At 66.4% G+C, this 26,369-nt stretch carries 25 protein-coding genes; 19 read left to right on the forward strand and 6 right to left on the reverse strand.

What is annotated here, in order from left to right; all coding sequences use genetic code 11:
• Positions 1 to 5 precede the first annotated feature (5 nt).
• The 5 genes from F791_RS0110630 to F791_RS0110650 all read left to right on the forward strand — a co-directional run bounded on the left by F791_RS0110630 (position 6) and on the right by F791_RS0110650 (position 3,561).
• The gene (locus tag F791_RS0110630) at positions 6 to 272 is read left to right on the forward strand and encodes a DksA/TraR family C4-type zinc finger protein (RefSeq protein ID WP_018139328.1); all 267 of its coding nucleotides are present in this window, start codon (positions 6 to 8) and stop codon (positions 270 to 272) included.
• A gap of 36 nt (positions 273 to 308) precedes the next feature.
• The gene (locus F791_RS0110635) at positions 309 to 1,238 is read left to right on the forward strand and encodes a histone deacetylase family protein (protein ID WP_018139327.1); all 930 of its coding nucleotides are present in this window, start codon (positions 309 to 311) and stop codon (positions 1,236 to 1,238) included.
• A gap of 29 nt (positions 1,239 to 1,267) precedes the next feature.
• Positions 1,268 to 1,825, forward strand: coding sequence for a CPBP family intramembrane glutamic endopeptidase (locus F791_RS0110640; protein WP_019592564.1), 558 nt, complete (start codon positions 1,268 to 1,270; stop codon positions 1,823 to 1,825).
• A 67-nt stretch (positions 1,826 to 1,892) separates the two neighbouring features.
• Positions 1,893 to 3,185 (forward strand): ferric reductase-like transmembrane domain-containing protein, encoded by a 1,293-nt coding sequence (locus tag F791_RS0110645; RefSeq protein ID WP_019592565.1) that lies wholly within the window; start codon positions 1,893 to 1,895, stop codon positions 3,183 to 3,185.
• A 7-nt stretch (positions 3,186 to 3,192) separates the two neighbouring features.
• Positions 3,193 to 3,561, forward strand: a complete 369-nt coding sequence (locus F791_RS0110650) for a cytochrome b5-like heme/steroid binding domain-containing protein (RefSeq protein WP_019592566.1) — start codon at positions 3,193 to 3,195, stop codon at positions 3,559 to 3,561.
• A 6-nt stretch (positions 3,562 to 3,567) separates the two neighbouring features.
• On the opposite strand, the gene F791_RS0110655 is transcribed toward F791_RS0110650, so the two are convergent.
• The 3 genes from F791_RS0110655 to F791_RS0110665 form a co-directional block, all read right to left on the reverse strand.
• The gene (locus tag F791_RS0110655) at positions 3,568 to 5,940 is read right to left on the reverse strand and encodes an HDOD domain-containing protein (RefSeq protein ID WP_019592567.1); all 2,373 of its coding nucleotides are present in this window, start codon (positions 5,938 to 5,940) and stop codon (positions 3,568 to 3,570) included.
• A gap of 126 nt (positions 5,941 to 6,066) precedes the next feature.
• Positions 6,067 to 7,092: a DUF2235 domain-containing protein gene (locus F791_RS0110660; protein ID WP_019592568.1), complete on the reverse strand. Its 1,026-nt coding sequence runs from the start codon at positions 7,090 to 7,092 to the stop codon at positions 6,067 to 6,069.
• Positions 7,093 to 7,178: 86 nt separating this feature from the next.
• Positions 7,179 to 7,709, reverse strand: coding sequence for an Hsp20/alpha crystallin family protein (locus F791_RS0110665; RefSeq protein WP_018174213.1), 531 nt, complete (start codon positions 7,707 to 7,709; stop codon positions 7,179 to 7,181).
• A gap of 141 nt (positions 7,710 to 7,850) precedes the next feature.
• On the opposite strand from F791_RS0110665, the gene F791_RS0110670 reads away from it, so the two are divergent.
• The 4 genes from F791_RS0110670 (at position 7,851) to F791_RS0110685 (ending at position 11,929) form a co-directional block, all read left to right on the forward strand.
• Complete coding sequence (locus F791_RS0110670; RefSeq protein ID WP_018139320.1) at positions 7,851 to 8,468, forward strand: rhomboid family intramembrane serine protease; 618 nt, start codon at positions 7,851 to 7,853, stop codon at positions 8,466 to 8,468.
• An 81-nt stretch (positions 8,469 to 8,549) separates the two neighbouring features.
• The gene (locus tag F791_RS0110675) at positions 8,550 to 9,923 is read left to right on the forward strand and encodes a sialidase family protein (protein ID WP_019592569.1); all 1,374 of its coding nucleotides are present in this window, start codon (positions 8,550 to 8,552) and stop codon (positions 9,921 to 9,923) included.
• Positions 9,923 to 10,846 (forward strand): isoaspartyl peptidase/L-asparaginase family protein, encoded by a 924-nt coding sequence (locus tag F791_RS0110680; RefSeq protein WP_019592570.1) that lies wholly within the window; start codon positions 9,923 to 9,925, stop codon positions 10,844 to 10,846. Before F791_RS0110675 ends, F791_RS0110680 begins: the two co-directional genes overlap by 1 nt.
• Before the next feature lie 75 nt (positions 10,847 to 10,921).
• Entirely contained in the window at positions 10,922 to 11,929 is a 1,008-nt protein-coding gene (locus tag F791_RS0110685) for an adenosine deaminase (RefSeq protein WP_019592571.1), read from the forward strand.
• A gap of 26 nt (positions 11,930 to 11,955) precedes the next feature.
• Here the strand turns inward: F791_RS0110685 and F791_RS0110690 are convergent, their stop codons facing one another.
• The gene (locus tag F791_RS0110690; protein WP_051080506.1) at positions 11,956 to 13,485 is read right to left on the reverse strand and encodes an amidase family protein; all 1,530 of its coding nucleotides are present in this window, start codon (positions 13,483 to 13,485) and stop codon (positions 11,956 to 11,958) included.
• Positions 13,486 to 13,701: 216 nt separating this feature from the next.
• On the opposite strand from F791_RS0110690, the gene F791_RS0110695 reads away from it, so the two are divergent.
• The 5 genes from F791_RS0110695 (at position 13,702) to F791_RS0110715 (ending at position 18,678) form a co-directional block, all read left to right on the forward strand.
• Complete coding sequence (locus tag F791_RS0110695) at positions 13,702 to 15,012, forward strand: diguanylate cyclase (RefSeq protein WP_018994911.1); 1,311 nt, start codon at positions 13,702 to 13,704, stop codon at positions 15,010 to 15,012.
• Between the two features lie 143 nt (positions 15,013 to 15,155).
• Positions 15,156 to 15,905, forward strand: coding sequence for a bifunctional 2-polyprenyl-6-hydroxyphenol methylase/3-demethylubiquinol 3-O-methyltransferase UbiG (locus F791_RS0110700; RefSeq protein ID WP_018139314.1), 750 nt, complete (start codon positions 15,156 to 15,158; stop codon positions 15,903 to 15,905).
• Between the two features lie 92 nt (positions 15,906 to 15,997).
• Positions 15,998 to 16,315, forward strand: a complete 318-nt coding sequence (locus F791_RS0110705; RefSeq protein ID WP_012982770.1) for a hypothetical protein — start codon at positions 15,998 to 16,000, stop codon at positions 16,313 to 16,315.
• Between the two features lie 56 nt (positions 16,316 to 16,371).
• Positions 16,372 to 17,631 carry a GspE/PulE family protein gene (locus F791_RS0110710; protein ID WP_018139313.1) on the forward strand — a complete coding sequence of 420 codons (1,260 nt, stop codon included), beginning with the start codon at positions 16,372 to 16,374 and terminating at the stop codon, positions 17,629 to 17,631.
• Between the two features lie 39 nt (positions 17,632 to 17,670).
• Complete coding sequence (locus tag F791_RS0110715; protein WP_019592573.1) at positions 17,671 to 18,678, forward strand: MDR family oxidoreductase; 1,008 nt, start codon at positions 17,671 to 17,673, stop codon at positions 18,676 to 18,678.
• A gap of 9 nt (positions 18,679 to 18,687) precedes the next feature.
• On the opposite strand, the gene thiI is transcribed toward F791_RS0110715, so the two are convergent.
• Together thiI and F791_RS0110725 are read right to left on the reverse strand one after the other, a co-directional pair.
• A complete protein-coding gene (gene thiI / locus F791_RS0110720; protein ID WP_018139311.1) occupies positions 18,688 to 20,169 on the reverse strand; it encodes a tRNA uracil 4-sulfurtransferase ThiI in 1,482 nt (493 codons plus the stop codon).
• Positions 20,162 to 21,100 carry a DUF523 and DUF1722 domain-containing protein gene (locus F791_RS0110725; RefSeq protein WP_018862897.1) on the reverse strand — a complete coding sequence of 313 codons (939 nt, stop codon included), beginning with the start codon at positions 21,098 to 21,100 and terminating at the stop codon, positions 20,162 to 20,164. Before F791_RS0110725 ends, thiI begins: the two co-directional genes overlap by 8 nt.
• 97 nt (positions 21,101 to 21,197) lie before the next feature.
• On the opposite strand from F791_RS0110725, the gene F791_RS0110730 reads away from it, so the two are divergent.
• The 5 genes from F791_RS0110730 (at position 21,198) to F791_RS0110750 (ending at position 26,369) form a co-directional block, all read left to right on the forward strand.
• Complete coding sequence (locus F791_RS0110730) at positions 21,198 to 22,193, forward strand: patatin-like phospholipase family protein (protein WP_018649468.1); 996 nt, start codon at positions 21,198 to 21,200, stop codon at positions 22,191 to 22,193.
• Positions 22,190 to 23,173, forward strand: coding sequence for a pentapeptide repeat-containing protein (locus tag F791_RS0110735; RefSeq protein ID WP_019592574.1), 984 nt, complete (start codon positions 22,190 to 22,192; stop codon positions 23,171 to 23,173). The genes F791_RS0110730 and F791_RS0110735 overlap by 4 nt, the downstream gene beginning before the upstream one ends.
• Positions 23,174 to 23,376: 203 nt before the next feature.
• Positions 23,377 to 23,790 carry a hypothetical protein gene (locus tag F791_RS0110740; RefSeq protein WP_018993836.1) on the forward strand — a complete coding sequence of 138 codons (414 nt, stop codon included), beginning with the start codon at positions 23,377 to 23,379 and terminating at the stop codon, positions 23,788 to 23,790.
• Between the two features lie 312 nt (positions 23,791 to 24,102).
• A complete protein-coding gene (locus F791_RS0110745) occupies positions 24,103 to 25,671 on the forward strand; it encodes an EAL domain-containing protein (RefSeq protein ID WP_019592575.1) in 1,569 nt (522 codons plus the stop codon).
• Positions 25,668 to 26,369: an OmpA family protein gene (locus F791_RS0110750; RefSeq protein WP_018993835.1), complete on the forward strand. Its 702-nt coding sequence runs from the start codon at positions 25,668 to 25,670 to the stop codon at positions 26,367 to 26,369. The genes F791_RS0110745 and F791_RS0110750 overlap by 4 nt, the downstream gene beginning before the upstream one ends.

Below are 26,369 nucleotides of genomic sequence, written 5' to 3' on the forward strand. Positions count from 1 at the left end.
GTGTGATGGCGGGTGGCTGGTCCAAAGACGGCGCGGAACAGGAACAGATCGACGACACCGTCGAGGACGCACTGGCGCGCGTGCGCAGCCAACTCCCCGAGGGCGAGAGCCTGGAGGCGTGCGAGGAATGCGGGGCCACAATCCCCGAGGCCCGCCGCCTTGCCCTGCCCGGCGTACGCCTGTGCGTCCCCTGCCAGGAGGCGCATGACGAGACGGACGCGGCCTTCAGCCCCTACAACCGGCGCGCCTCCAAGGACAGCCAGTTGCGCTGAACCCTGCCGTACCCCGCGGCCACTACGCAGAGGTCGATGGCGATGGCCCGTACCCTGTACATCACCCACCCCGCCTGCCGGCTCCACGATGCCGGACCCGGACACCCGGAATGCCCGCAGCGACTGGCCGCGATCGATGCCGCGCTGCAAAACCTCAATGGACTGGAGCGTATCGAGGACCCGCCGGCGGCCACGGACGAGGACCTATTGCGCGCCCACTCCCGTACCCATGTAGACGCGATCCACGCGGCCCAACCCGACCCGGGCGTTCGCGTTGCCGTGGACCCCGACACGCACATCAACGAGCATTCCATTCGCGCCGCGCACCATGCGGCGGGAGCCACAATCGAGGGTACCCGCCGCGTCCTCGAGGGCGAGGCCCGTAATGTCTTCTGTGCAGTTCGGCCCCCGGGACACCACGCTGAGCGGGACCGGGCAATGGGCTTTTGCCTGTTCAACAACGTGGCAATCGCGGCACGCTGGGCCCTGGACGTACACGGCCTGAGCCGTGTCGCAATCGCGGACTTCGACGTCCATCACGGCAACGGGACCGAAGACATCGTTCGCGATGATCCCCGGGCGCTGTTCTGTTCCAGCTTCCAGCATCCGTTCTATCCGGACCGGCCGCTGTCCCGGCGCGAACACCTGGTCCATACCCCACTCGCGGCGGGGACAGACGGCCCCGCCTTTCGCGCGGCGATCGAGCGCGACTGGCTGCCCGCCCTGGAACGATTCCGGCCGGAGTTGATCCTGATATCAGCCGGGTTCGATGGCCACCGGGACGACCCGCTCGCCGGGCTCAATCTGCTCGAGAGCGACTTCGAGTGGGTCACGCGCCAGCTGATGGCGATTGCCGAGCGGCACGCGACCGGCCGTCTGGTCTCGGTGCTGGAGGGTGGCTACGATCTCGCGGCGCTGGCGCGCAGCGTACGCAGCCATGTGCATGCGCTGACGGAAAACACGTAACCACCCCATGGGTGCGCTACCCTGCGCCCATGAACCTGCGCAGCCACCCCCTCCTGGTCGGCCTGATGTTCCAGGCCGCCCTGATCCCCCTGGCATTCTTCCTGGCCGCAATCGCCGGGGTTCCGCTGGGCGAGCACCTGCACTGGGATCCGAATCATGCGCTGATCGGCGTGATCGCGGTGCTGCCGATGCTGGCGATGCTGGGGCTCATCGCGCATTTCGGCGGGTCCGCCTACGACACCCTTTCCGGACAGGTGCGCGATTTCATCGCGCGACTGTTCGGAAGCGCCTGGCCAGGGGCCATCCTGCTGATTTCGTTGCTGGCCGGACTCGGCGAAGAGCTCCTGGTTCGCGGTGTCCTGCAGACCTGGCTCGACACCCACCTGCCGGCGTTCCTGGCGATCCTGATCGCCGGGGTGGTCTTCGGCCTGGCCCATGCGATCACGCGGCTCTATTTCGTCTTTGCCACGGCCATCGGGCTTTATCTGGGGCTCGTCTATTACCTGACGGCCAACCTGCTGGTGGTCATCATCACCCACGCGCTGTACGACTGGATCGTGATCCACTGGTACCGGCGCAAGCTCTGACGCCCACTTGCGAAGCGCACGAGGCATTTCCATACTCGACGGATGGTCACCCTTCAGGGGCGCCGCCGTGAACCGACTCCACCGGGGCGATTTTCTGTTACTGCTGGCCCTGCTCGTCCCGCTCTGGGCCGGTGGCCACCTGGCGCCCATCATCTGGGAGCGCGACGAGGTCATCCGCTGGCTGACGCAGGTCTCCGGGGTACTCGCCCTCACCTGCATGCTGCTGGCCGGCATCCTGAGCATCCGGCTACCGCACATCGACCGCCCGTTCGGCGGGCTGATCGACCTCTGGAGACGCCACCACGCCCTGGGCGCCGCCGCCCTGCTCCTCGCGATCGTGCACGTCTGGCTCGTCGCCGCCGGGGGGCTGGGACACTCGGTGGCATCCGCCGTTCACCGCCTGTTCCCGGGCCCCGATCACTGGCCCATCCTGGCCGGATGGGGCGCACTGGTCGTGCTAGTCATCGTGCTGGCCCCGACCTTCAAGTTCTTTGGCGAGCCCGGGTACGCCCGCTGGAAACGCCTGCATGTGCTGTCCGGCCTCGCGCTTCTGCTGGGGGTTGTCCATGCCTGGCCGCTGGCGCAGGCGACCTGGCCCTGGTGGCTGCTCGGGATCCTGGCACTGGCCGCCTACCTGTGGCGCAAGCTGCTCTCGCCCCGGATCGGACGGCATGACTACCGGGTCGACGGAGTCGAGCGACTAACCCCGACCATGGTGGAGCTGCGTCTGCGCCCCGAAGGAAGACCGCTGGCGCATCAACCGGCCCAGTTTGTCTACCTGACACCGTTCGACCCGGGACTAGCCAACGGCCAGGGCGAAGAACACCCCTTTACCATCGCCTCCGCGCCCGGGGAGGAATACCTGAGGGTCGGAATCAAGGCCCTGGGCGATGGATCGCGCGCCTTGCAGACAATCGCCAGGGACAGCCCCGTCCAGGTCGAAGGACCGTACGGCACCTTCCTGCAGGGACATAATCGCAAGCGTCCGGCCATATGGCTGGGAGCAGGAGTCGGCGTGACCCCATTTGTGTCCGCAGTCCGCACGCTGGCGCACGAAGGACGTTCGGCCGATCCCCCTGTGCACCTGTTCCAGCTTGCCGATCGCCGAGAGGCTGCGGCCTACCATGACGAACTCGAGCGTCTCGCCGAAACAATCGAGCATCTGGACGTAACGCTGCACCTGCGCGAACGAGACGGCCTGCTCAGCGCCGATTTCCTGCGGCAGCATTGCTCGAATTTCGCATCCGCCGAGTTCTGGATCTGCGGTCCGGGGGTCGTCGATTCTTACGTACGCGGACTATTGCATGCCGAAGGCGTGCCGAACGCGCGCATCCACTCCGAGGCCTTCCATCTGCTGTGAGAACGCCATGACACGAACCGGCCAGACTCTCTACACGCTCCTAGTCGCGTTCATCGCGAGCCTGCTGACCCTCCTGGCCGTGCACCTGCTGGGCCCGGACACCACCCCACCGGTTGTGGAGGGTGACGAGGGCATCACGCTCGAGGAACTGGCCCGCCACGCCAGCGAAGACGACTGCTGGATGGCGATCCATGGCGTGGTCTATGACTTCACCAAGTACCTGCCGCGCCATCCGACGCCGATCGAGGACGACTGCGGAACGGATGCTTCGCACGGATGGGATACGAAGGGTACCGGCCGCCCCCACAGCCGCCGTGCCCACGACATGCTCCCCGACTACCGCATCGGCGTACTCGCCGGGGAGGGGTCGCCTTGAATCGCGTCAGGAACGCGCCTCGCAGATCGCCAGGGCCAGCTGATTCCGAACCGATTTCAGAGCGCGCAGCACCAGCGGGTCCAGTTCCGTACTGCCCGGCGCCAACTCCAGGTACAGCAGCCCCACGCAGCGCTCACGCACACCCAGAGGCAGCAAGAGAAAACTACGCGCATCCAGCACATCACGGAACTCCCCCGGAAGGTAGCGGCTGATCGCCGGGTCCGAACTGTCGCTGATCACCATATCCTTGCGCTGTGTCATGGCCAGCGAGAGGACATTGCCGGAGCCGGACAGAGACAAGCGCAAGCGCCCGGACAGGGATTCCGCCTCATGCCCGAACGCGGTATGGGCCACCAGCGTGCGGCGTTCCCGATCCGCCAGCATCAGCATCGCGCGGCGCAACCCCAGCACCTGGTAGATGTTTTCCAGCGCGGCCTGCACCAGCGGGTTCAGCTCGAATCCCTCGACCATCGCATCGAGCATGTCCGTCAGCGACTCCATCAGCGCCGCCGCCTGCTCGGCCGGTGACGCCGCCCCGGAGCCCGGGCCGTCGGCCGCCAGGCCACCATTGGCATCCAGCAGGGCCTCCTCGTCCGGAACATCGCCACCCTGCGCGGTCTCGCCAACCCCCAGATTCCGTCGCAGTTGCCGCAGATGTTCCTGCCCCTCGCGCGGCAGCTTGACCACGCTCAGAAACTGCTCGAGATGCTCGCGCCCGTCCTGAATGGCCCGGCGCATACCCGTAGCTTCGACGTCCAGCGACGCCTTGTAGCGGCGCCGCAGTTCGGCCAGGGCGAGATCCTGCTCCGCCGGGTCCTGGTGGATAATCCGGCCCGCCATCTCGCTGGCCAGGGTCACGATCCGGTGCAGACGCTGGTCCGGGTCGCGTACCGCCGGCAACGTGCCCTCGGGCGCCCGTTCGACCGCCTGCACGATCTCGCGCGGGAAGTTCCAGTCCTCCAGCACGGCACGCGCCAGTGCCTCGTACGAGAGCCCAAGCACCTGGCGCGCCGCACTGCCCTCGGAAACGCCCTGCGTCTGCCGGATCTGAATCTCGTCGGCCTCCTCGGGGAGGTAGTAGAGCGCCAACATCCGCCCGATGTCGTGGAACAACGCGCAGACGAACGCCTGTTCGCTTTCGACTCCGCCGAGCTGCCGGGCCAGCGTGCGCGCCAGCATCGCGCTGAACAGCGTCTGAACCATCGCCTGCATCAGGCGAGCGGACTGGCTCCCGCCCTTGAGGTTTTCCAGCAGGACGAGGCCTAGCGCCGCCGTGCGCACCTGCTCGAATCCCAGCAGGACGACCGCACGGGACACCGTGCGGATGTTGCCGCCGAAGTTGCTGTAGAAAGGGGAATTGGCCAGCCGCAGAAGCTTCTGTGTCGTCGCGTAGTCCTTCAGCACCGCATTCGACAGTTCGGCGACCGAGCGCTGCTGGCTGTCGCCCGAGCACTGGGTAATCTCGCGGATGTGGGCCGAGACCCCCGGGAAGTCCGGCTTGCGCCGGATCCTTCGAAGGATGAAGTCGCCCGGATCTCCCGCGTCGGACTCGCGGCCCTCGGTCACGGCGAGAAACGCCTCGCGCAGCGCCTGGGCCGTTGCGTAACGCTCGTGCGGATCGGGCCGCAGTGCCCTCAGGGCGATGGCATCCAGGCGTTCGTCGCCCTCGCCCGTGTGCTTCGACGGCGGTTCGAAGACGCCGGTTTCCATCGTATCCAGAACACCCTGGTCGGTGTCCCCGGGAAAGGCCCGACGCCCCGCCATGAGTTCGTAGAACAGCGCCCCCAGCGAGAACACGTCCCCTGCCAGTGCAGGCGTGCCGCCGCGCAGCTGCTCCGGGGCCAGGTAATGGCGCGTCTGTGTCTGATGCCCCGCGGCCTGTTCGCTACCCTGGGGCAACGCGAGCCCCAGACCGGTGACTCGCGCATGACCATCCGCGCCCACCGTGATGTTCGCGGGCTGCAGCGACCCATGAACAATCCCCTGCTCGTGCGCAGCGGCCAGGGCATCGACAATCTCGCGCATCAGCGCCAGGGCGCGGTCCAGCGGCAGCCGTCCCCTGGCGAGCAGGGCATCCAGCGTTTCGCCCTCGATGTACTCGCATACAAGGTAAAGACCCTCGTCCCAGGGCCCCGCTTCGAAGATCGCCGCGCTGTGGGGGTGCCGGAAACGGCTCACCGCGCGGGCCGCGCGCATCAGGTCATCACGCGCCTCGGCATCGCCCAGGGCCTGGTGCGTCAGCGTACGTACCATCACGCGCCGGTCCAGTACGCCGTCATGCGCGACATACAGGCCGTCGCGCGCACTCTCCCCCAGTGTCGCCAGCACACGAAACCGATCGATCCAGCGTTCCTGGCTCGCGTCACGCGACCTCGCCATGCCCCCTCCCCAAAGCCGTTGCCACTCTCTCGCCCCGAGCCCGGTACCCCCGCCAAAGCGGCGGTTATACCTCCAAACGCCCCCGTGCCGGTGCATTCATGATGACACGACCCGGCGCCAGTGAGGTCACCTGTCGCGGGATCGCTTGTCGAGATAGGCCTTGAGGTTTGGAGGACGGTAGTCGCGCGACTGCCGGTAGCGTTCTTCGACCGACGAGTGCAGCCGCGTCGGGGAATCCCCCTGGTCGAGATCCCGGACCAGTGTACGGCGCAAGCGATAGATGTGACGCCGCGACTGGTGGATCGCGGCGCGAGCGTCGGGGCGCAGGCTGGCCGGGAGGTGCGGCTCGAACTCCAGTCCTGCGGCGGATGCCTGCTCCAGCATCCAGTCCAGGGCAATATCGGCGACCCGCAGCCCCCGGGCATCGGGTGGATAGCCGCCCCCGATATCCGCGTGCACCCCGGCGAACCACTGCTGGTCCAGATCCAGCCCTTCGCGCGGCTCCCACAGGGTGGGTTCGAAGTCCGCGCGGCGCTCGTCGATGGCCAGTGCATGCCGGGCGATCCGGACATTCGGGCCGAGCTTGGTGTCGTAGAACTCGTCGGTGCGGTCGAACAGCCCGAGCACCGAAAACGGGATGCCCAGTGCCCCGACGGTATCCCAGACACCCACGAAACGGATCGTCCGAGAGGGATGGCTGTGGGTCTCGCGAAAGGCGCGCGAGTGCTTGCCCTCGGGCTTGTAAGCCGCCCCTGTGCGCTTGTACAGGCGAAAGGCCTCTTCGATCAGGCGTGCATCCGGGCGCCGGAGAACCCCGCAGTTGTTGATCAGGCCGCACAGGCTGCGCACGGTGTACGCGCCCCGGCTGAACCCGAACAGGAAGAGCTCCGTGCCGGAGGCGTAGTTCTGCACGATGTAGCGATAGGCATCGGTGATGTTTTTGTGGATGCCCCGCCCGGTTATTCCGCCACTGACCCGGGCGTGGTACGACCCCACACCCCAGTCATAGAACACCTGCTGGGTGTCGCCAGCGGCGTCGACCGGCGCCACCGCCCGAGCCAGGCGCAATACGTTCGTCGGGACGTCGGACTCGACGTCCTCTTCCGGACGGTTCCAGGTCCCGTCCGCGCAGATCACGATACGGCGCGTCATCATCGGCCTCCCTGCCGCTTACCTGTCCTTCAGCCTAGACTGCGCCGGTCCGATGCGCATGTCCCGACCGGTGCCCCCACGCAACGCTAACGGCCAATCTCGATTCGCCGCACCCCGGGGCGCTCGCCATCCTTGCGGCGGGGCACATGGATATCCAGCACGCCGTTCCTGAAGTGCGCGGATATGCCGTCCGTGTCGGCGTCGCCGGGCAGGCTCAGGACCCGGCGAAACCGCCCGTAACTGCGCTCGATCCGGTGGTAGCCTTCCTCGTCCTCTTCGTGTTCCTGGCGTTTCTCGCCGGAGACGATCAGGTCGTCGCCATCGATCGAGAGGTCAATCTCCTCCTCCGCGATCCCGGGCACCTCCACCGAGATCCGGTAGGCCTTGCGTCCCTCGGCGATGTCCACGCTGGGCTTCAGCCACAATGGACCGGTACGCCCCGCGAGGGCACCGCCCGGGGCACGACCGAAGAACTGCTCGAACATCCGGTCCATCTCCTGGTGCATCCGCAGCAGCGGGTCGCCCGTGGCGTCATCGCGCCGCACGGGCAGGACCTCGGGCTGTTCCTGTTCCTCGCGCTTGAACCAGTTCCACGGCTTGAGCTTTTGCAGGTCCATGCGGTCACCTCCTCGTATTGTGTGTCGTACGCACTTGCATTCAGGGCTCCTACCCCGATACGTAGGAAGTCGAGCGAACTTTTCAATATCCAGGGCCGAACCCATCAGAAAAATCGGCCCCCCGACCGTGGCCGATCATCAATGGAACAGGACTTTTACATCACGCTGTTCATCATCGCGGGTACCGTGGCGACCTCCGTCTGGGCCTGGCAGCGACCGCGCGTGATGGAGCGGATGATCTACTGGCCACCGGCGGTGGCCCGCGGGGAATACTGGCGGCTGATCACCCACGGGTTCATTCACGCGGACGGTACCCATCTCGCGTTCAACATGATCACGCTGTTCTTCTTCGGGATGGCCATGGAGCGCGTGCTGGTCCCGGAGATCGGCGTACTGGGCTTTGTGGCGTTCTATCTGGCCGGCATCGTGCTGGCGATCCTGCCCACCCACCTGCGCCATCGGGACAACCGCTTCTACCGCAGCCTGGGCGCCTCGGGAGCGGTCTCGGCCGTTCTGTTCGCCTATATCCTGCTGCAGCCCTGGTCGATGCTGTTCGTGTTCTTCATCCCGATGCCGGCGATCGTTTTTGCGGCGGCTTATGTGGCCTATTCCTTCTGGGCGCAGCGCCAGGCTCGCGACAATGTGAACCACAGCGCCCACCTGTGGGGCGGTGCCTGGGGCGTAAGCTTCATGCTCCTGCTGGAACCAGCGCTGTTCGGCCGTTTCGTCCAGGAACTGTTGTCTCCCCTTGGGGGATAGACGTGAATCCTTCCCGGCACCCGGTGGTCCCATAATGCGCAGCCGCACGTAACCGGCCCGGATTTCATCCCAGGAGGTCGCATGGCTCGTACCGCACACGCACACGCACACGCCCGGCCGGCCATTGGCCTCGTGGCCGGCCTAGCTTTCGCTATTGCGCCCACACCACCACTGGCGGACCACGAAGCCCAGAACCGGATTGTCTGGCAGGATCCCGGCGAAGTCGCCCGCGGCGAGGCCTACCGAGGCCCCTGGCGCATGAATGCCTCCGAGTTTCGCTATGTGGACGATGCCTCGGTGGCGATCAACGATCATGGCGAGGTGGTGGTCGTCTGGGTTGACCAGGTAGAACAGGCGATCTTGCTGCAACGCTACGACCGCGACGGCCAGGCCGTCCTGGATGAGCCCACCCGTATCGGCGGGGAACCGGACACCTTCTCCTGGCTGCCGCGCGTCGCGATCGAGCCGCCACCGGATGACGAGGACGCATTCACCGTTCACCTGCTCTGGCAGGAGATCCTGTTTACCGGGGGCGACCACGGCGGGGAGATCCTCTATGCCCGCTCCCGGGACGGGGGACGCTCCTTCGAGGATCATCAGAATCTGTCCAACTCGCGGGACGGTGCCGGCAAGGGACGCATCACCGCCCATCGCTGGGACAATGGCAGCCTGGACCTGCTGCTGGCCGCCGAGGGTCAGGTCGTCGCGGCCTGGACCGAGTACCAGGGTCCGCTGCGCGTCACCTACTCGTCCGACAATGGCGAGAGCTTCGCGGAACCCGAGACGATCAACGAAGGGGCCTACAAACCGGCCCGCGCACCGAGTCTGGCTCAGGCCCCCTCGGGACGGATCCTGCTCGCCTGGTCGGAGGGTGACAGCCCGTATGCCGACATCCGCATCGCGACCTCGGATGAACTGGGCGAAGGCTTTTCCGCACCTGCGACGGCGGTTGAAACGCCAGGTCATGCCGACGCCCCTTCGCTAGTAGTGGATGACGGAGGTACCGTGCATCTGGCGTTCGGGGCCATCCCTGCGAACGACCTGGAGGACTACCGCCAGCCCTACCACCGCAGACTGCACATCACCCAGGCCGATGCCGACACCCTGGAGTTCGGCCCGGCGAATGAGCTCGACGCGGGTGACTGGCCGGGCGGCTTCCCCACGCTGGCGCGCTCCGCCGACCGGCTCTATCTCGTCTGGCAGCGCTATCAACACCCGACCGATCGCCCGTACGGTCTGGCGTTTACCCACGCCACGCTGGACACCCTGGCGTTCGCGCCCGTCGAGCCCGTCCCGGGCACCGTCGACCGGCCCTACAGCGGCGGGCTTCAGGGGCAGCTGAAACGGCGGATGGCGGTCAACGCGGCGGGCGAGATCGCGATCGCCCAGAGCCGCTTTGTCCCGGGCAGCCACAGCGACATCCTGTTCATCCGTGGCCAGGTGCAGGACCGCTGATGGCCTCGGAATCCTTCTCGCTGATGATCCACGGCGGTGCCGGGCGCATCCGCGAGGCGCAGGACCCGCTGGTTGCCGAGCAGTACCACGCCGCGATGCTGCAGGTACTGGAGGCTGGCCGCGAGCGCCTGGCCCGTGGCGAGTGTGCGCTCGACACCGTTGAATACTGCGCGGCGCTGCTCGAGGACGACCCGATGTTCAACGCAGGCACCGGAGCGGCCCTGACCCGCGAGGGCACGGTCGAGCTGGACGCCGCGATCATGGACGGTGAAACCCTCGGTGTGGGGGCCGTGGGCGCGGTGCGCGGGATCGCCAACCCCATCCGCCTGGCCCGCGCAATCCTGGAGGACGGCGCGCATGTGCTGCTGGTCGCGGAGGGTGCCGCAAGCTTTGCCCGGCAGGCCGGGCTGCCCCTGATCGACGAAAGCCGACTGATCACGGCGCAACGGCGGGAGCAACTGGAACGAACACTGCGGCGCGGCACAGTCACGCTGGACCATGACGAGCCCGCCCCGGGGACCATCGGCGCGGTCGCCCGCGATCAGCACGGCCACCTGGCCGCGGCAACCTCCACAGGCGGCATGAATGGCCAACGCCCCGGCCGCGTCGGGGACTCGCCCATCGCGGGTGCGGGCGTCTACGCCGACGATCACACCGCCGCCATCTCGGCGACCGGCCTCGGCGAGCATTTTCTACGCAGTGTCTTCGCCAAGGACCTGGCCGACCATATCGAGCTGCTGGGCCTCGGTGCCGCCGAGGCCCTCACCGCGAGCCTGCGACGGCTGCGCGAGCGACTGGACGGCTACGGCGGGGCGATCGTGATCGACCGCGAGGGCCACTGTGCGGCCGGCACGGCGACCCCACGCATGATCCATGGCTGGATCGAGCACGGCAGTGCCAGCGAGACGCGTATCGACCCGTAATCGCGGCCCATCAAGCGCGATCCAGAACAAGCCGTTACCATTCCTCGCCCACGCACGAAACCACAGGCCGCCACCATGCAAGACGCCATCGCCCGCCTCCCCAAGGTAGAGCTGCACCTGCACATCGAGGGCGCCCTGGAACCGGAACTCCTGTTCCGGCTGGCCGAGCGCAACAACGTGGAACTGCCCTATGCCTCGATCGACGAGGTGCGCGCGGCCTACCAGTTCCAGGATCTGCAGTCGTTTCTGGATATCTACTACGCGGGGGCCTGCGTCCTGCTGACCGAGCAGGACTTCTATGACCTGACCTGGGCCTACCTGAAACGCTGCCAGGAGGATCACGTACGCCACACCGAGATCTTCTTCGACCCCCAGACGCATACCGAACGCGGCGTGGCGTTCGCGACGGTGATCAATGGCATCACCCGCGCCCTGGACGACGGCAAACGCGAGCTGGAAATCTCCAGCCGGCTGATCCTGTGCTTTCTGCGCCACCTGAGCGCCGAGGCCGCGATGGAGACCTTCGAGGCGGCCCAGCCCTACCGTGACCGCATTGCGGCATTCGGTCTGGACTCGGCCGAACAGGGCAACCCGCCGGAGAAATTCCGGGCCGTCTTCGATCGCGTGCGCGAGGCCGGCTTCCGCGTCGTCGCCCACGCCGGCGAGGAGGGCCCACCCGAATACATCCACCAGGCCCTGGACCTGCTGCAAGTCGATCGCATCGACCATGGCGTGCAGGCCGAACAGGACCCCGCCCTACTGCAACGGCTTGCGAAGGAACAGATCCCGCTGACCGTCTGCCCGCTGTCGAACATCAAGCTCTGCGTGTTCGACCAGCTCGAGGACCACAACCTCAAGCGCCTGCTCGCTGCCGGGCTGCGGGTCACCATCAACTCCGACGACCCCGCCTACTTCGGCGGCTACATCGGCGAAAACTTCCGCGCAACGACCGAAGCGCTAAGCCTGTCGCTCGACGACCTGGAGCAGCTCGCCCGCAACGCGGTCGAAGCCGCCTTCCTGGACGACCCGGCCCGCCAGCACCTGCACGCCGAAATCACGGGCTGGCGCCACAGCGTCGCCTGACCCGAATCGGACGCAGGGACGATGCTTCAGCCCTGCCCTGTGCCCGGCAGGGGTGGCGGCACCCGGTCAAACCAGGGCTGCGCGGCCTCCAGCTGGGTCGCCAGTGAGAGCAGCCGTCCCTCTTCGCCCCAGGGCGCCATGAACTGCACACCCACGGGGAGTCCATCCCGATCCCAGTGCAGCGGCACCGACATCGCGGGGATTCCGGCCAGGTTGGCGGCCAGGGTAAACGGGGTGCGCTCCAGGTTCTCGAACGTCATCCGCTCCAGAAAGCGGCTGTTCAGCATCCAGCGGCCCACAGGCAGGTACAGGGCAAGCCGTTGCAGGGCGCGGACCAGGGGGGCTGGCTCCAGCTCGCCGATCCGCGGGGGCGGCATCGCCACGGTCGGCAGCAGCAGGACGTCATAGCGCTCGAACAGCGTCGCCAGCGCCAGACTCACGCGATTCCAGCCCTGCCGGGCGCGGGCGTATTCCCCCGCGGTCAACGCCCGCCCCAGCCGCGCCAGCGTACGCGTATCCAGCTCGAAGTCGTCCCAGCGCGCACCCCGTTCGCGCGCCCGCGCCACAAACGCCGCCACCTGTCCGTACAACAACGCCAGTACCGACCGCGCCACATGCCGGCCATCCACTGGCCAGTCCGTTACCCGCTCGACGACGTGGCCCTGCGCTTCCAGCAAAGCGCCGGCCCGCCCCACCGCCTCCACACAATCGCGATCGACTCTTCCGCCAACGGGCGAATCGACGTTCCAGCCGATCCGCAGGCGTCCCGGCTCGCGTCGGGCGAGTTCCTCGAAGCTTGCCGAAGGTGGCTCCACCCGAAAGGGCGCGGAAGCACTCTGCCCCGAGGACAGGACATCGAGCATCCGGGCACTGTCACGCACACTGCGCGAAAGCACCCCCTCGCTCACGGCGCCCTCCCAGGCCTCGCCCGCCAGCGGCGTCACCGGCACCCGACCGCGCGAAGGCTTCAGTCCGAATAACCCGCAGTACGAGGCCGGTATGCGAATCGACCCGGCCCCGTCGTTGGCACCGGCCATGGGCACGATCCCGGCCGCCACGGCTGCCGCCGCCCCGCCGCTGGAACCACCGGGCGAGCGATCGATATCCCACGGGTTTCGCGTCGGCCCCCAGAGCGCGGACTCCGTAACCCCCTTGAGCCCGAATTCCGGCGTCGCGGTCTTGCCCAGAATCACCAACCCTGCATCTTCGGCTCGGTGGACGGTGTCAGCACTGGCCGGCGCAATGACCTGGCGGCAGGACCGACTGCCCAGGGTCGAGGGAAGCCCCTGGACGTCCTGCAGGAGGTCCTTGACCAGGTACGGGACCCCGGCGAATGGTCCCTTAACGCCCTCGTCGATTCGCGCCTTGGCACGCGATCGGGCATCGATGCAAACCGCATTGAGCACGGGGTTCACCGCATCCAGGCGCTCCAGCGCGCACCGCAGCAGAGACCCGGGCGCGACCTCCCCGTCACGCACGGCTGCCGCACAGGCGCAGGCATCCCATTGGGGATAATCGCGCGCTCCCGGTGCCTTGCCAGCGTCGTCTCCTGTCATGACGGAACTGTACCGTGGGTTGGCTTATGCAGTCAGGCGACCCACGCTCCATTCATGCCCCGGCAACACAGCCGAAGTACCGCAGTTGTTGCAAACGCTGGCAACGCGCACTATACGGAGCGGCAGCACGGACGCTGCGGTTTCCGGACGGAATGGGAGCAAGGACATGCACGGGCACAGGGGGCCACGGCAGGATCGCCCACAGGGGCCGGGATCATGAGGATCCTGGTCGTCGATCGCTCGCGCGTGTTCCGGGCCCTTTGGAGCCGCATGGTGGGCACCGCCGGACACGAAGCCAGCATGGCCGGCACCGGCGCCGAGGGGCTCGCACGCCTGGACATCTTCCGCGCAGAGCTGGCCTGCGTTTCGCTAAGCCTGCCCGACATGGATGGCCTGGAATTCTGCCGCGCGGCGCGCAAGAAGCGTTACGGCCGCGGGCTGCCACTGATCCTCCTTACGTCCAACCCCGATATGCGCATTCGCGAACGCGCCTTCGCCGCGGGCGCGACCGATGTCCACGACCGAACCAACATTGGGGAACTGTTCCAGCAGGCCGAACGGTACGCGCAGCCGCTGGAGAACCTCCACAGCGGACGGATTCTGTTTGTGGAGGACAGCCCCACCGCCGCACGCTACCTGCGCCGCGCCCTGGAGCCGATGGGCATCGATATCGTGCACTACGCCAGTGCCTCCGACGCCCTCGCGGCCTTCGATCCCTCGCAGTTCGACCTGGTCCTGAGCGACATCCTGGTTGAGGGCGAGCTGAGCGGGATGGGGCTTGTGGGGCGCATCCGTCAGCAATGCCCGGACATGACCGAGATGCCGATCGTCGCCATGTCTGGCCTGGACGATCAGCACCAACGCGCGGAGCTATTTCGCCTTGGCGTCAATGACTTCATCACCAAACCTTTCCAAGGGGGTGAACTTCGGACGCGCCTGTGCAACCTGCTGAACAACAAACGCCTGATGGAAGAGGTCCGCCTTCAGCGTCAGAAGCACTACGAAATGGCAATGGTTGATCCACTGACCGGTCTGAGCAATCGCAATGCACTAACCGAGTTCGCCAGCCGTTTCTTCGATGAGCCCTGCAGCCGGGAACAACCGCTGGCCCTGATCCTGATGGATCTCGACCACTTCAAGGACATCAATGACCGTCACGGTCACTTGGTCGGCGACAAAGTCCTCGCGGCCATTGGCGAACTCCTGCGCGCCGTGGCCGCGCCCGGCGAGGTCCCTGTCCGCTTCGGCGGCGAGGAACTGCTGATCCTGATGCCAGGCAACGACCTGTTCGATGCCCATACCCGTGCCGAGGACCTGCGCCAGCGGATCCAGGACCTGCGCCCGGCGGGCCTGCCGCTCACCGCGTCCTTCGGAGTAACCAGCCGGGAACCCGGAAGTGATGTAGAAATCAACGACCTGTTCCGCGCGGCCGACGAGGCCGTCTATAACGCCAAGGCCCAAGGGCGGAACTGCGTGGTGTCGGTCCCCACGCGGTCACAGGAATCCACGGAACAACATTTCGGCTGATCGACATCGCCCCAGGTAAGCGCTCCCTTGCGTGGGCGGAACCCGGACGCCGTTCACAGCTTCCCACATGCGCCCCCCGGTCTCCGCCATGGAGCGTCACAGAATCCCTATACTCTTCACATATTCGCACCCCGGAAATCTGCTTGTCTGATCCTGCCTCCCCGCATACCGCCGATCACGATCGGCTGCTCGACACCAATCGCCGTTTCTACAATGACTTGTGGAAAGACTCGCAACTGGTGTCGCCCGACCAGTTCAATACCTGGCCGCTGGTCTGCCGACTCAATCGCGACGGCTGCGAGCGCCTTGAGGTCGGGCCCGGCATGCGGCCGCGGCTGCCCATCGCCGGTACCCACTTCGCCGACATCAGCGAGCCCGCCCTGCGCACGCTGCGCGCCGAAGGCGGTCACACGGAATCTGCGGTCATCAGCGACCTGCCCTACGAAGACGGCCGCTTCGACCTGATCTCTGCGCTCGACATCATCGAGCACGTCGAGGATGACGAGCAGGCCATGCGCGAACTGACGCGTGTCGCCGCCCCGGGGGCGCGCATCCTGCTCTCGACGCCCCTCCATCCGGAGTACTGGACCCGCTTCGACGAAATCGTGGGTCACTACCGCCGCTACACGCCCAACAGCCTGTTCGCGTTGCTGGAACGCCATGGTCTGACCATCGACCAGAGCGGCGTCTTCGGCATGAAGCCCCGCTCGTCACTCCTCACCCGTCTGGGCATGTGGTTCCTGCAGCATCACCGCGATACGGCCATGCATTACTACAACCGCTACTTCATGCCGCTGGCCCTGAAGCGTCAGAAGACGCTCCAGCTCTATCCGGGCATGATCCCCACAGAAGACGTCGGCGAGGTCTTTCTCGTCTGCCGCCGAGTGACCTGAAGCGCGCACTCGCGGCCGGAACATGGTTGCTTGAAGGAACCCGCTCCCGCGGGTATTGTCCATGGATCAAGACCCTTACCCAGGCTGCATCGATGTTCGATACCCGTCCGCTGCATACGGCCCAACAACAGCACCCGTTTATCCTGTCGCTGCTCGTGCTCGCGACCGGCTTCGTGCTGACGATGCAGAATCCGCAGGCCCAGGACGCCACTGCCGAGCTGGTCTCGAAGGTTGAGCTGCCCACCCTCGCGCAGGTCATGGAAATGCGGCCTCAAAGCCCGCCGCCCGGGGTCGAGGGTGACCAGATGGTCAGCGAGGAGACTGAGGAGACGCAGGCCCTGATCATGCTGGACCGCGAGGCACAGGTCACCCGTTCCGCGAGCGACCTGCGCGAACGCCCGCAGCGGTAGCTTTTGCCGGTTTCGACCGGTATCGCGACATCCCCAATCCTTTCACCGGGGGCTGAATGCCGGAATCGCTCCGACCAACGCCCGGTGACGGGCGTGCACTGAAACCCCATCTGGTCCCCGGCCTGCGCGAGTACCTCAACGAGGACGAGCACGCAGAAGGCCGGCTCGAGGCCCATGCCCTGATCGAGGACGCCGTCGCCGTACGCGCCTCCGACATCCATCTCGACCCCGAACCTCACGGCTACCGCATTCGGCTGCGCATCGATGGCCTGATGGTCGACGCCACGACACTCGAGTCCGGCCTCGGCGAACTGCTGTCCAATCAGCTCAAGACGCTGGCCAGTCTCGACCCAATGCCCACCCTGAACTCCGCGGAAGGCAGCTTCGCCTGGCGCGGCGAGGACACAGGGCACCTGGATCTGCGCGTTACAACCGTACCCTGCGTCAATGGCGACAAGCTGTCCGTGCGCATCCTGGCCGAGCCCGATGCCTTCCAGGACCTGAGCGACCTGGGTCTTCCGGAACAGGAGGTCGAGGCCATTCGCCAATGGACGCAGACAGCCGGTGGCGTACTGCTGGTGACCGGCCCCACCGGCAGCGGCAAGACCACGACCCTGTACGCCCTGCTGCACGAAATCGGCCAGACATCGCAGCAGATCATCACGCTCGAGGACCCGGTCGAGTACGCCATCCCGGGCGTGAACCAGATCCAGATCAATACCGACCAGGGACTCGACTTCGAGCAAGGCACCCAGACCCTGCTTCGACTCGACCCGGATTACGTACTGGTCGGCGAGGTCCGCGACGGGCCATCCGCCCGCGGCGCGATCAACATCGCCACCAGCGGGCGTTCCCTGATGGCCACCCTGCACAGTCGTGATGCAGTCGGTACCGTCGCCTCCCTGCGCAACATGGGCCTTGAAGACTTCGAGATCGCACCGACACTCGAGCTTGTGATCGCACAGCGGCTCGTGCGACGTCTTTGCCCGCATTGCCACGAGCGCCGGGCACCGAACGACCGAGAGCAAAAGTGGCTCGGCATCGGCGGTCGCGAGACCCCCGAGACGGTCTGGGCCGCGCGCGGCTGTTCCGTCTGCAACAATCTGGGCTACTACGGCCGCATCGGCATCTTCGAGGTCTGGCACCTGGACGAGTCCGACAGCGCGGCCATCCTCGACCACCACGACGACAGGGGCCTGCGCCAGCGCCTGGCCGACAAGGGCCAGCGCATGCTCCTTGATGACGGCATGGACAAGGCCGAACGCGGCCTGACGACCTACGACGAGTTGTTCCGCGCCGGCCTGCTTTCCCCGTAGCGCAACCACACATCGTCAAACCTCGATTACGTTCCCCCCATGGCCCAAAACGACACATTCAACGCATTGCTGCTGCAAGAGGGCGATCCTCGACCGATCGCCGAGGTATCCACCCTGAACCCGGCCGACCTCCCGGCAGGGGAAGTACTGGTCGCCGTTGAACACTCGGGGCTGAACTACAAGGATGCAATGATCCTCAACGGACTGGGTCGCCTGGTGCGGGAGTATCCCCATGTGCCGGGCATCGACCTGGCGGGCACCGTGACGGAATCCAGCGATGCCCGCTACCGACCCGGGGATCACGTCCTGCTGACCGGCTGGCACGTCGGCGAACGCTACTGGGGCGGCTTCGCGGAATACGCCCGAGTCCACGGGGACTGGCTGACCCCGATGCCGGACACGCTGGATGCGCGTGGCGCGATGATCGTGGGCACGGCCGGGTTTACCGCCATGCTGGCGATCGAGGCCCTGGAACACGGCGAGATCACCCCCGGGACCGGAGAGATCCTGGTCACGGGCGCGTCCGGCGGCGTGGGCAATCTGGCGATCGCACTCCTTGCCGCGCTGGGCTATCGCGTTGTGGCCGCCACCGGCCGGCCGGAAAACGCCAGGCACCTGGAGGCCCTGGGCGCCCGGTCGATCGTGCCCCGAGGCGAGCTTGCCGAGCGGCCCGACCGCCCGCTGCTTTCCGAACGCTGGGCGGGCGTGATCGACAGCGTGGGTGGCGATACCCTGGCCCATGCACTCGCCGAGACCCAGGCCCGCGGCGTCGTCGCCGCCTGCGGACTCGCGGGCGGGGCGGGGCTGACGACCACAGTCATCCCGTTCCTGCTGCGCGGCATTCGGCTGCAGGGCATCGATTCTGTGCAATATCCCGCGACCGACCGCGAACGGGTCTGGCAGCGTATTGGCGACTTGCTGCCAACGGAGGTACTGGAGCGCTGCCTGGCGAAAGAGGTCGGCCTTTCACAACTCCCACAACGCGCGGAGGCGCTGCTGGCCGGTCAGATCCGCGGGCGTGTCCTCGTCACTCCAACAGACCACTGACGAGAGCGCTCAGGCATCCACCTCAGTCACGGGCTGCCTGTCCCACTGCCGGCGAAGCCTGCTCACATCGCCCGCGAAGGCCCGCGCATCATAGCCCGCAGCACGCATGCGCTCGGCCAGTACCGCGGACTGCGTACCACGAAAACAGTAGAGCACGTACGCGCGGTCGCGCGGGAACTGCTCGAAGCACGCCACGAGTTCATCGGCCGGGTGATTCACCGCGCCCGGCAGGTGCCAGTGCCGATACAGATCGGGCGGCTGACAATCGATGATCTCCGCCGCCGCGGGGATATGCTCGACCAGAAGCGGGCTCGTGCGATCCGCGGATGGGGCCGGCGCCCCCAGGTCATGCATCCGGGCCTCGGCAACGGCGCGGTCCAGGCAGCCGTCACTGAGCGCGGCTTCCAGCCTTTCGATGTGTGCGCGCTTGCTGGTCACCATCGGCCGCTGATTCGCGATTGCGCAAAACTCGGGGACCTTCTCGCACACCTCGAACGTGCCGATCGCGCGCGCACGGTTCATGATCTCGGTCTTGTCGAAGCCGATCAGTGGCCGCAATACAGGCAGATCGGTTACCGCATCGATGGTTTCCAGGTTGGACAGGGTCTGAGACGAGACCTGACTGAGCGCCTCGCCGGTCACCAGCGCCTCCGCGCCACGCTCACGCGCGATCGGCTCGGCGGCCCGATACATCAGCCGTTTCAGCACGATCTGCCAGGCATCGCCGGGCACCTTCGCGCGCAGGTCGTCGACCACGCCGGAAAAGTCGACACTGAACATCCTGGGGCGAATGCCCGCGCCCCAGTCGCTGACCAGACGGCGACAGACCGCGAGCACCATCTCCTCGTGCACGGACCCACCAACGTTGCAGAATACGAAATCCACGGCGGTCCCGCGGCGCATGATGTACCAGGCCGCCACTGCCGAATCGAACCCGCCCGAGATCAGGACCATGGCGCGCCCCTGCACGCCCAGGGGCAATCCCCCACCCCCCTGCTCGCGCCTGGAGTAAATCCAGGCCTGTTCGCGGTCGAGATCGATCCGGACGACGACCTCGGGGTTGTCCAGGTCGACGCGACCGGGCCCATCCAGGACTGCACCCACCCGGCGCTCGACCTCGGTCGCCGAGATATCCTTGCGGCCATGGCGCTTGCAGCGAACGGCATACCGGCGCCCGCGCACCGCCTCCGTGAAACGGGCGCCCACGACCTCGCAAAGGCGTTCCACCGAGACCTCTTTGAGCACCGCCTCGACCGGCGAAAAGGTGCTGACCCCGAAGGCCTTGCGCAGGATCGACTGGCCCGCCTCGGGCTTCGGTGTATAGAGCACCAGCCGGCCCTGCTGGGTACGCAGATCATGCGGGATGCCGATCAGAGCCCGCTTGAGGTTCCGCCGCAGGACCCGCGTGAAATGGCGCCGGGTGCTGGGCGACTTCAGATGAATCTCCGGGGCCAGGCGAACGATGATCGGGGTTGCAGCGACGTCAGTCATGAATGTCTTCGGTCAGGAGTTCCTGGGGAAACGGGTTGAGGATGCTTTGCTCGCGCACCCACTGGACATCCAGCTCTTCTGCCAGGGCACGGATTCGCGCGTAGACATGCCGTGGCGGACACTCGCCGCGGCGGCAGGCGTCGATCGCTTCATGCAGGGCCGTCGAGCGGGATGGGTCCAGGCGATCGCGAAAGTGCCCGGCCATATGCTGCAGCACATTCACATGTTGGCCGACCGACACGGGTCTTGCCAGCACCCCCATAAACCGCCGCGTGTATCCCGGCGCGACCTCGTCCCGCGGCTGCCCAGCGGCTTGTGCAACAAAACGCCCCAACTGATCGTAGCCGACCCGGTCATGGGCGAGCAGCAGCATCTTCTCGCGCGTATGGAAACGCATGAGGTCTCCCAGGGTCCACCGCGCGGCAAACAGCTCGCGAACCCGCGCATGCGCAAAGATGCGCTCGAGAAAGGCCTCGCGAGCATCCGGACCGGCCAGCCCGGCCTCCTCGACGACGGGCAGGTCGGGTAGCGCATCGGTCAGTGCGGTGGCGAACAGGCCCGCAGCGGGCTCGGCCTCGTTCGCCACCCGAACCTGCAGCCCGCAACTGGGTGATCGTGCCTTGAATATGTAGCCATCCAGTCCGGCCGCCGCGAGGACTGGCACACGGTCTTGAACAAAGTCCTGGACGGGGCCTGTGCAGTCCCCACCCGTTTCGTTCCCGCGCAGCGCCAGACGTCCGCCTTCACGAACCAGGTGCATCGGCTCGCGCGGCGTGCCCAGCACCGCCTCCGGACAGACGGGTACCCAGGTGACATGGCGTGCCAGCCGTTCGACCACAAAGGCCTCCCGCCGATGTCCACCGTCGTAGCGAACGGGTTCGCCGAGCAAACACTGCGACACACCGAGATTGGGGGTTGGTTGCGGATTCATCTGCCATGCGGGTGGATGTGCAGGACATTCAGGGTAGCAAGCCGCGCCATGCGACACCGACCGCTATACTGCGAACAGTATCTGCCGGAGCATCCGCGTGTTCGCGATCAAGCCCCTCCAGCGTCGCATCTCGAAGACGCGTCCTGGCCCGCTCCTGCTGCTGGCCCTGACGCTGCTGCTGACGTGGGTGGCCATGCCGGCGAACGCCGGCGACGCGGAACCAACGAGCGATACGCGTCCCACCATTGGTCTGGCCCTGGGCTCCGGCGGTGCGGGTGGCCTGGCCCACATCGCGATACTGCAGGCCTTCGATGAGCTCGGCCTGCAGCCGGACTATATCGCGGGGACCAGTATTGGCGCGATCATCGGCGGCCTGTATGCCGCCGGCCTCAGCGCGGAGGAGATCCTCGACATCTTTGACGACTTCGCCGGTTCAGAGATGGACGCCCTCTCGCGCCTGGCCCGATCCGATCTCGAGCTGTTCGAACTGATTCCCCTGCGCCTGGGCCGTAACGCCCTGCTGGATGCCGATACCTTCCTGCGCTTTCTTGCGACACACACCCCGACCCGCAGCTTCGACGAACTGCGCATCCCGCTGACGGTGGTAGCGACCGACTACTGGACCAGCCAGACGGTCACGCTCCAGGAAGGTGAGCTCTTTCCGGCGATTGCGGGCAGCATGGCGGTGCCCGGCCTGTTCGCACCCGTACCGTCGGACGACGGCCGGTTACTGATCGACGGCGGGGCCTCCAATCCATTGCCATACGACCTCCTCCGGGACAAGGTCGATATCGTGATCGCGGTCGACGTATCCGGCGCATGGAACGTCGCCAACCAGCCACTCCCCGGGCTGACCGACCTCCTGTTCAAGACCTTCAGCATCATGCAGAAATCGCTGATCCGCGAAATGATCCGGCGCGAACAACCGGACCTTTATCTGGCACCCGATACCGGTGGCGCGCAACTGCTCCATTTCAACCGCATTCACCTGATCCTGGAGGCTGCCCAGCCAAGCGCCGCCGAGCTGCGCCAGCACCTGAAGGACTGGCGACCCGGCGACGCCGTCACGCGTGATCAGGGGACCCGCCAGTGACCACGCAGCCTTCCGATCCATCGGAAACCGCCCACGAGGCGACGGACCCGCCCCCCTCCTCGTCCGAGGCCGTGCGCCACGAGCGCTGGTTTCTGCGCCGCCCGGATGGCGTCTGCGGGCCCTACCCGGCTCGCCAGATCGGCCGGTTCCTCATCCTTGGGCGCCTGAACGAACAGGACGAGATCAGCCAGGACCGGGAATTCTGGGTGCCGATCGCCGAACGGCCCCACCTGATTCCCGAGGAAGTGCGTCTGGCCAACACCCCCGGTGGCAAGGAACGCCTCGAGCGCGCCCGGCTGCGCGAGGACGAACGCCTGCGGGAACGTCGTTCGCATGCCTCGGATTCGTTCTACCGCGACCAGCGCAAGGGCGACCGCCGCTGTCCCGAGAACCTGGAGACGTTGAACCATCGCCAGCTATGGGCCGCCCTGCTCGACCGTACGCCATTTCCCTGGTGCCAATGGGTACAGGGTCCGCGCCCCTGGATCCTGTCTGGCGTTGCGCTTTTCCTTGCCACGGGCCTGCTGGTCTGGTTCGCACAGCAACAGGAAATCACGCCGGCACCGGATTGCGATGCGCCACCCGGACCCTCGGTGAACTGGAACTACTGCAACAAGTCCGGGGCTGCGCTGCGCGGAGCTGACCTGGCCGGTGCCAGCCTGTATGACACCCGCCTGAGCGCCGCACGGCTGGAGCGCGCGCAACTCGCGGATGCCGATTTGCGCTACGCAAACCTCGACCGAGCCCGCCTGGACGGGGCCGATCTCTCACGCGCCCAATTAACTGGTGCCGACCTGCGGAGCGCTCGACTCCGGAGCACCCGCCTGGAAGATGCGGATCTGCGCCACGCCGACCTTTCCGGCGCGGATCTGACCGACGCCCGGCTTGAAGGGGCTCGGCTGGACCGCGCCATCTGGATCGATGGGCGCATCTGTGCGGCAGGCTCCGTTGGCCATTGCGAATCCAGCGCGACCGACTGACCATACCGGGAAATAGTTTGACCGAGGTTCGATTCCTCCCCTCGGCGCAGTGAAGGCGTTCGCACCTTCCCGTCCATTCCCTTTCGTCCCCCTGCTCGGGGAAGCTAGACCTGTACACGCAGACCGACACGAGCCGATGGCCGATCGGTCGGTCGCGAGGCACGGAATTACCGTTCCTCAATCCGAAACAGGAGGTTGTACTGATGTATAGCTATCGCAAGACTGCAATTGCCTTTGCCCTCGCCTCGATGTTCGCCCTGGGTGGACTCGCCACCGCGCAGGCGCAAAACCTGGGTGCGGCGGCCGAAGGCGCCGCCGAGACCGGTGCCGAAGCCAGCGGTGGAGCCGCCGGCGGCTCCGAAATGGGCGGCGAAGCCAGCGGCGGGACCGCAGGAGGTGCGGCGGCCGAAGGCCAGGCCCCGGGTGCCGAGGGTGGTGCTGGCGCGAGCGGCGATGCCGGCGCCAGCGGTGACGTCCGTCAGGACGACGATGCCCGTGGCGGCATGGGTGCCGACGCAGGTGCCGGGGCCGGTGCTGACGGTGCAGCCGAAGGCGACGACGGCGGAGCAGAAGCCGGCGCTGAAGGTGGGGCCGAAGGCTCCGTCGAGGTCGAGTAATCACCTCCCGGCCGGGCGGCACTTGCCGCCCGATCCGGCTTGTCCGACTGCGGATCGATCCCCATTTCCGCGGCAACCCCCCACCAGTAGGGCTCCGCCTCGCAGGAGCAACAGTCGCAGGCCACTGACACCCCTTCGTGCTGGCTGAGTGACGACCCCGATTTTCCCCTCGCAGCGACCTTTTCGTTCATCGTGATTCCTCACGGTGTGGCCATCCTTCTCACCATCCTCCCGGATGCGGCAGGATCCCAATAACCCCATGCTACACTCTTGAAATCCCGTCTATTCGGGACTTACGGAGGATGGAACGCCATGGCTACACGGCGCGACAAGCTGCTGTTTGCCGTCTTTGGCGTAACCGTCCTGGGGCTCCTGCTGCCGCTGTTTCTCCTGGGCTGGTATCTCTGGCAAGGGTCCGTGGTCGCGGAGGAACAGCGTCTGGACGAACTCGCACAAAAGCTCGGCCAGCAAACCGAGCAGGCGATCCTCGACGCGCGCGACCTGCTCGACGAGCTCAATGCCCTCGATGTGACCCCCTGCTCGCCGCAGCACCTGAACCAGTTGCAGGAAGCCGCGATTTCGCGGCCGCATATTCGCGCCGTCGGTTACTGGCGGGCAGTGGAACGCGAATGCGGCGCCGGTTTTGTCCAGGGCGATGCCCTCACTCCCCCCCAGGCCAGCCGCATCTACGACAGCGGACTGGTGGCCTGGTGGCCCGACCCCACGACGGCGATCGGCGGCGTAGAGCTCTTCCTGATGCGCTATGGCCAGCACGACGTGGCCATCGACCCGCGCCTGCTGGTAAACCCAGGCCTGCTGGAGGACCAGGAAGTCGGGCTCTGGGTCGAATCCATGCCCATGATCACCCATCCCCCGGGGGCCGATGTCCCGGATCCCGAGTTATTCGAACCCGGGCTCACGGTGGATCACGCCGAACAACGGCTGGTCAGCCGCTCGTCGCTCGACACCATCCTGCCGATCGACATCATCGCCGTGCAGCCGATGGCGCAATTCTGGCAGCGCTACCTCCCCACGCTGGCCGGGGCCGGGGCCTTTGGCCTGTTACTCGTTGGTTTGTGGCTGTTTCTGATCCTGCGGTACTTCCGCCACCAGCTCAGCCTGGCTCAGGAGCTGCGCGAGGCGATTGCGCATGACCAGCTGCAGGTGGTGTTCCAGCCCATCGTCGACCTGGAAACAGGCAGCTGTCAGGGTGCCGAGGCCCTGGCGCGTTGGCGGCGCGATAACCGGGAAACTATTGGCCCGGATGTCTTCGTGCCTCTGGCCGAAGATACCGAACAGGGGACCGACTTGACCCTCGCGATCCTGCGCTGTGTCCTCCACGAGCTGGGGCCACAGCTCCGCGACCGGCCGGATTGCCCGATCAACCTGAACATCACCGGACAGGATCTGGCCTCCACCCGCTTTAGCGAAGCCCTCCAGCGCGAGCTTGAACAGGCCAAGGTTCCGGCCCACGCAATCAAGCTCGAGATCACCGAGCGCTCGCTGCTCAACACGGATGACGTTCGCAGGAGAATCCAGGATTTGCGCGCGCGCGGCCATCGCATCGCGATTGACGATTTTGGCACCGGCTACTCCAGCCTGGCCTATCTCGAGAGCTTCGAACTGGACACCCTCAAGATTGACAAAACATTTGCCGATGCCATTGGCCACGAAGCGGTGACCAGCAACATCATTAGCCATATCATCGTGATGGCACGCTCGCTGAAGCTGAACATCGTCGCCGAAGGCATCGAGTCCGGGCATCAGGTCGAGTGGCTGCGCCAGCAAGGGGTCGGATTCGGGCAAGGCTATCGCTTCAGCCGCCCCCTCTCGGCGCGCGCATTCCGTGATTGGTGCCAACAAGCCGGGGACTCGAAGTGAACGCCATTATTCGCCACAACACACTTGCCGCCATCGTCGCGGCACTGTTGTTGACCGGGTGTAACGCCATGCCCACTCAGGGAGAACGTTCACCAGATGCAGCCGCCAACGGCGAACAAGCCCGGGATACCCCCCATCAGGACGATGCTTACGGGACGAGCCGGAACGCGGTTTATCTGGCGCGCGATGACGACGCCGTCAACGCACGTCGTCAGCACCTGCTGGACGAGGGGCACGAATCCGTCGCCCTGGATCGGGTGGGCTTCTATATGGACGTGCTGACCGCACGGTTGCGCCAGGAGCTTTCGGGATACGATGTGCAAATGGAACGCGAGGGGCGAATCATCACCCTGATATTTCCGGGCGCCAAGGCCTTCGAGACCAACAGCGCGGAGATTCACCCGGACATGATACCCACCCTCGATGCCCTGGGGCAGGTGCTCGAGGAGTACGACGCCAGCCTGGTGACGATCGCCGGACATACCGACTCTGCGGGCGCACGCGGTTACAACCAGCACCTGTCGGAACAACGGGCCCTGTCGGTCGGTCGTCACCTGCACGACAATGGCGTCGGAGAGGCGCGCATCATTGCGATCGGCTACGGACCGGACCGCCCCATCGCCGAGAATGAAACGTCACATGGGCGCGCCCTGAACCGCCGCGTGGAGCTACGCGTGGAGCCACTAACGGCCACCTGA

The organism is Thioalkalivibrio sp. ALRh (genome assembly GCF_000381425.1).
GTDB lineage: Bacteria > Pseudomonadota > Gammaproteobacteria > Ectothiorhodospirales > Ectothiorhodospiraceae > Thioalkalivibrio.

Coding starts and splice junctions, on each gene's coding strand:
- F791_RS0110630 (WP_018139328.1), top strand. CDS start 6: ATGGCGGGTGGCTGGTCCAAAGACGGCGCGGAACAGGAACAGATCGAC.
- F791_RS0110635 (WP_018139327.1), top strand. CDS start 309: ATGGCGATGGCCCGTACCCTGTACATCACCCACCCCGCCTGCCGGCTC.
- F791_RS0110640 (WP_019592564.1), top strand. CDS start 1,268: ATGAACCTGCGCAGCCACCCCCTCCTGGTCGGCCTGATGTTCCAGGCC.
- F791_RS0110650 (WP_019592566.1), top strand. CDS start 3,193: ATGACACGAACCGGCCAGACTCTCTACACGCTCCTAGTCGCGTTCATC.
- F791_RS0110655 (WP_019592567.1), bottom strand. CDS start 5,940: ATGGCGAGGTCGCGTGACGCGAGCCAGGAACGCTGGATCGATCGGTTT.
- F791_RS0110660 (WP_019592568.1), bottom strand. CDS start 7,092: ATGACGCGCCGTATCGTGATCTGCGCGGACGGGACCTGGAACCGTCCG.
- F791_RS0110665 (WP_018174213.1), bottom strand. CDS start 7,709: ATGGACCTGCAAAAGCTCAAGCCGTGGAACTGGTTCAAGCGCGAGGAA.
- F791_RS0110670 (WP_018139320.1), top strand. CDS start 7,851: ATGGAACAGGACTTTTACATCACGCTGTTCATCATCGCGGGTACCGTG.
- F791_RS0110675 (WP_019592569.1), top strand. CDS start 8,550: ATGGCTCGTACCGCACACGCACACGCACACGCCCGGCCGGCCATTGGC.
- F791_RS0110680 (WP_019592570.1), top strand. CDS start 9,923: ATGGCCTCGGAATCCTTCTCGCTGATGATCCACGGCGGTGCCGGGCGC.
- F791_RS0110685 (WP_019592571.1), top strand. CDS start 10,922: ATGCAAGACGCCATCGCCCGCCTCCCCAAGGTAGAGCTGCACCTGCAC.
- F791_RS0110690 (WP_051080506.1), bottom strand. CDS start 13,485: ATGACAGGAGACGACGCTGGCAAGGCACCGGGAGCGCGCGATTATCCC.
- F791_RS0110695 (WP_018994911.1), top strand. CDS start 13,702: ATGAGGATCCTGGTCGTCGATCGCTCGCGCGTGTTCCGGGCCCTTTGG.
- F791_RS0110705 (WP_012982770.1), top strand. CDS start 15,998: ATGTTCGATACCCGTCCGCTGCATACGGCCCAACAACAGCACCCGTTT.
- F791_RS0110710 (WP_018139313.1), top strand. CDS start 16,372: ATGCCGGAATCGCTCCGACCAACGCCCGGTGACGGGCGTGCACTGAAA.
- F791_RS0110715 (WP_019592573.1), top strand. CDS start 17,671: ATGGCCCAAAACGACACATTCAACGCATTGCTGCTGCAAGAGGGCGAT.
- thiI (WP_018139311.1), bottom strand. CDS start 20,169: ATGACTGACGTCGCTGCAACCCCGATCATCGTTCGCCTGGCCCCGGAG.
- F791_RS0110725 (WP_018862897.1), bottom strand. CDS start 21,100: ATGAATCCGCAACCAACCCCCAATCTCGGTGTGTCGCAGTGTTTGCTC.
- F791_RS0110740 (WP_018993836.1), top strand. CDS start 23,377: ATGTATAGCTATCGCAAGACTGCAATTGCCTTTGCCCTCGCCTCGATG.
- F791_RS0110745 (WP_019592575.1), top strand. CDS start 24,103: ATGGCTACACGGCGCGACAAGCTGCTGTTTGCCGTCTTTGGCGTAACC.